The 5,372-nt window shown below is 38.9% G+C and carries 3 protein-coding genes; all 3 read left to right on the forward strand.

Annotation, left to right across the window (positions count from 1 at the left end):
- The coding region (locus tag AC6UD0_RS06890) for an LPXTG cell wall anchor domain-containing protein (protein WP_500708591.1) at positions 1–141 on the forward strand (141 nt) is incomplete at its 5' end.
- Between the two features lie 336 nt (positions 142–477).
- Complete coding sequence (locus AC6UD0_RS06895) at positions 478–4,503, forward strand: mucin-binding protein (RefSeq protein ID WP_500708588.1); 4,026 nt, start codon at positions 478–480, stop codon at positions 4,501–4,503.
- Positions 4,504–5,080: 577 nt separating this feature from the next.
- The coding region (locus AC6UD0_RS06900) for a KxYKxGKxW signal peptide domain-containing protein (protein ID WP_500708590.1) at positions 5,081–5,372 on the forward strand (292 nt) is incomplete at its 3' end.

A 5,372-nucleotide genomic window follows, 5' to 3' on the forward strand; every position in this document is an offset into this window, starting at 1 on the left:
AAGTCTGAAAAGAAGACGACGTTACCACAAACTGGTCAAAGTTCTGATAGCTTCTTAAGCCTGATCGGAACCATGCTTCTGTCACTTCTCAGCTTCTTTGGCTTAGGAAAATGGTTTAAAAACCGAAAAGAAACCAAGTAAGTCAGTTTGTGATTTAAAGATTAAGCGAGATTAATAAGTTTAAAGGCTAACATCCATTTTGGGTGTTAGCCTTTTTTTATATTTTTTTAATAATTAAAAAATTCAGCAATTTATTAAGAAATAAATAAATTGCTGAAAACGTGTTGGTACTAGCATAGGGTGATTTAGATTTGAAAATTCACAACCTGAATTACCTAATTAGTTGACGAGTTTGATAAACAGAATGATTGAGTTATCGTATTTTTTATGTATAATAAGTCTCCGTAATAATGAATAATAAGTGTAGTTTGTGATTTATTATTTTGTAACCGCCAGGGTACTAAGGAGTGTTTATTTATGTTTAGGGATTCAAAGAAACGTTTTAAGATGTATAAGTCTGGGAAACGGTGGATGGTTGCCGCCCTTGTCACCACTTTCACAATCGGTGGAATGACACTTGGGGCAAGTGCTGACACCACTGCCACTCAGGCCAATGCAGGAGTCGTTCCGTCTGAACAAAAAGCAGACCAGACGAGTACGACGACACAATCGGGAACCACATCATCTAATCAAAATGATGCAAACCCAAGTAGTTCAGACCAAGCTGTCAGTGCAACAGATGGTCAGACAAAGGATAACCAGAGTCAAACAGCTGATTCGCAAAAGCAGGCGGATCAAGCAACTCAACCAGCGAATGATTCACAAATTCAGGTGCAGAATGACCAGTTAAAACAGGATGATAGCAAACAAGAATCACAATCATCGACGAATAATTCTAATCAAACAACTCGGGACCAAAAAACTGAGCAATCGTCACAAGATAGTAAAACTGACCAATCGAAGACTGACCAGTCAAGTGATGTAAAGAAGCAGGCTGATAATCAACCAAGTGATACTTCTGATAATCAAAATCAGACCCAGGATTCATCAAGTAAAAATGATGCAACAGCTAAATCTGATTCACAAGCTGATCAGGCAAAAACTGATGACCAGAAGAATCAAGGAACTGATACCCAGGCTAAATTGGATGATACTAAGCAGGCTAAAAACGATGACACCAAAAAGGCTAATCAACCTAATCCTGATGTTGCCAGAAATAATCAACAAATGAACACTGACACCACCAGTGACAGTAGTACGTTACCAAAAGGTATCAACATCACAAGTGACGCATCTCCGGACAATACTAACTTTAACCAGTTTGGGAGTATGTCAGTTCGAACCGACATTAATATTACCGATGCTGACGCTACCATCAATGCTGGTGACAGAATCGTCTTTAACATTGCCAACAGTACTGATCCGGGTAGTGATGTCATGATGAAAAAGGTTATTGATTGGAATAAAATTACAATGACTGGTGGATCGGAATATGGTCACTTAGAATTTGATCCTAACACGGGTCAAGCTTATTACATTTTCGATAAGAATATTGCTTTCACAACGGGTTCGTTCTCGTTTACTTTGAACATTCCGTTTCAAGCTGACCCAACTGTTCCACTAGTTGGAGTTAACTTTTCAACTGAGTTTCAGCAGGGTAATTCCACTTATTTGATAAACAAATTTTACTATGGATACGTTGCTTCTAATAATAATCAACCATCACCCGACCGAGTTCAAGCTCCTAACTTAGGATCTGGATTGGGTGGAGATGGTTACGCCGGTGTTGGGCCAAATTATGAAGGACCAAACGCCAACAACCCAATCTCAGGTACTTATTGGGATTCTGTATATGATCCAGCCAAGGGTGACAAACCTAGTTTCGCTAATGTGCTTTATCCTAATGCTAATCCAGACCAAGCCTTAAATAATTTAACTGGTAGAACCTGGACCGTTGAGATTCAAGGAAATGGTGCTTCATTTGATATGAGTGGACTGCGTTTTGGAATTCCTGAAGCTGGAACTCCATATACACCTAAGTGGGCTGGTCAATATACTGGTCAGTGGATTACATTAGACCAGTTAAGACAGGTTTTGCCAGGTGTACAAGTTCGGATGGACCAGATCAATGCGAATGACGCTAAGTTGTACATTACTTTCCCAGATGGAGTAACCATTCAATACTTACAGTTTACTGGTAATGTCATTGCTCCTGATCTTGGTGGAAAATATTCAGTTAATTTTGGATATTACGACGATCAAGGAACCTCATTAGATCCGCAGGGTAATCCAATAAATAAGAGTATTACCAAGTATTTCACTTACCAAAACAATGACCAACAAGGATTCTTCCCATCCATCACGGCCAGTGATAAGTCATTAAATGCCGACACCTTCAACATTGGTGATTTAGACAGCTACCTGTTAGATGGCGTAAGTTCAAATGACGTTCAGGACGGAACCAGTGACAAAGTTGAAATTTCCGATGATGCCGCTTTAAGAGAAGCCATTGCTAACAAGCAAGCCGGTGTCTATAACGTGACTTATAAGACAACCAATTCGAAAGGATTGACGAGTTATAAGACGGTGAGTGTCACAGTCGTTCTTAGTCAAGCAGTTACAGACTCAACCACTGGAACATTTACCATTCATTACGTTGATCAAAATGGTAATACCCTCCAACCGGATAAGGTCATTACCGCGCACTTCACCCGGACTGGTCAAAGAGACCCATTGACAAATAAGACTAGCTGGAATAAGTGGACAAGTACCGATAACACTTATGACATTCTATCACCAAGTGTTCCTAACAGAACTTCTAGTCAGGATTCAGTCAGTGGAACCATCAATCCTGACGAAAATGGTTCAACAAAAGTGATTTACACTGATAATACTGAAGATTTAAAGGATGAAGCCAATGGGCAAGTAACCATTAACTATGTTGATCAAAATGGCAATCAGGTTGCCCCATCGAAGACAGTTGTTGCCCACTTTACTCGGACTGGAACTAAGGATTTGGTAACTGGTAAAGTTACTTGGAACGATTGGATAAGTACTGACAACACTTACGACGTGACATCGCCAAATGTTCCTAACAGAACTCCTAGTCAGAAATCAGTTATCGGAACGATTAACCCAAATGATAACAGTGAAATAAATATTACTTATGCTGACGACACTACGGAAGTAAGTGAGCAAGCAACTGGTCAAACTACCATTAATTACATTGACAAGACTGGTGGCAATCAAGTGGCACCATCAAAGGTTATTACTGGTCATTTCACCCGGACTGGGACTAAGAATTTAGTAACGAATGATGTTACTTGGAATGATTGGACAAGTGATGATGCTCATTACAACGTTGATTCACCTAAGGTTTACAACATGGTACCCGATAAATATCAAGTTATTGGAAACGTTGTTCGTGGAGAAAATAATACAATTAATGTCTACTACACGCATGACACGGCTTCAGTAATTGGTACTGCTACTGGTCAAAGAACCATTCACTATGTTGATCAAAATGGTAACCAAGTGGCACCTTCAAAGACCATTACCGTTAACTTCACTCGAAATGGGACGAAGGACTTTGCCACTGGTGACCTTACTTGGGGACCATGGATGAGCGACGGTAGTGATACTTACAACGTTGCCTCACCAGAAATTGCTAACATGACGCCTGATAAGGACTCAGTTAGCGGAACTATTACTCCAAATGAGTATGATTCAGTAAATGTTGTTTACACGCATAATACCCAAGCAGTAACAGATGAAGCTACTGGTCAGGTTACCATTCACTATGTTGATAAGGATGGTAACCAAGTAGCTCCATCAAAGACGATTACGGCTAACTTCACTCGAACTGGAACCAAAGATTTGGCAACGGGTGAAGTCACATGGAACGATTGGACGAGTGATGACAATACTTATAGTGTTAAATCACCAAGTGTTGCTGACATGACTCCCGATCAAGCGGTCGTCAATGGAACCATCGGTCCAGATGAGATGGGAACAGAAAAAGTTATCTATTCTCAAGAACAGACAGGTGAAACTAGCCCAACGCCAAATCATCCGGAGGACCACAATGGTGGAAACCCAACGAAACCAGAGAATCCAACTAATGGAAACAATGGTGAAAGTGGGAACAACGTTGAACCAAACACACCAAACAACAATGGTGGAAATGGTACAATGACACCGAATGATCACAATGGCAATGCGGTTCCTGAAAGTAATGGAAGTTCAAGTAAGAATAACTCGAATTCTTCAGAAACAACCACACCGAAATCTTCTACTTCAGAAAATAATACCCATGTTAAGTCACAAAAACATGAGACTAATGAAGCTAAGGAAAATGCAACCAACACTAATAAAAAGGGTGAGTTGCCACAAACTGGTCAAAAAGATAACAATGTCCTAAGTACCATTGGAATTATGTTACTTTCAATTCTTGGCATCTTTGGACTAGGAAAATGGTTTAAAGATAAAAAAGAAACCAAATAAGCTTTAAATTAAATTGAATGGTCGACATCTATGAAATGGATGTTGGCCATTTTTTTATGGCTAATTTATGGAAAGTTATTTAACAAAAGCCGAGTTTAATCAAACTTTTAAAATTAATTTGGTGTGGGAATAAAAAAATTTTTGCAAATATTTTTGTGAATTTTACTCCCACAAAATCGGTCAAAAAAAGAATTGACAGTAGATAAATTGTGAACGATTGGATAAGACTCGTGTTATTTTAATCAATTAATTAAATAAGAAACGTTTTTTGGCAAGATTAGCTATAATTACCGGCAAATCAATGATAAATTGACTAATCATTCGTAAGAGGAAATTTAAATATCGGAAATTCGATAAAAATTACGGGTTGCTAGATTTCGCACGCTATTTTTACGTAGTAATTATTATTTTATAACCCCTCTCTGCTAGTACGTTTTACAAACATTGTGAAGCATATTAAAAGGTTGATTGCTGACATCATCGTGTTTACAATGTCAATTGTGAATATATAAACAGCAGTTTTACTATATATTCTGATAATTCACAAGATGTATTTTAGAACGAGAGGGGAAACCTTATGCAGAACAATACCAAGAAACATTACAAGATGTATAAAGCCGGAAAGCGGTGGATGGTCGCAGCCATTGTGACCGTCGCTACCGTCGGAGGATTGACGGTTGGCGCAAGCGCCGATACTAACGGTCAATCTAATAATAATAATCACAATGTACAAATTATTCAAAAGACAGCGTCCAGTCAACCAGTAAAGGGTGACCTAGTCACGACGGCTGGTCAATCTCAACCGGAAAATCAAAATAAGCCGAATTCAGCCGTAACTCAAACGCAAGATAATGCAGCACAAGCTAATA

The sequence above is a fragment of the Fructilactobacillus sp. X7R9C1 genome, from assembly GCF_059901005.1.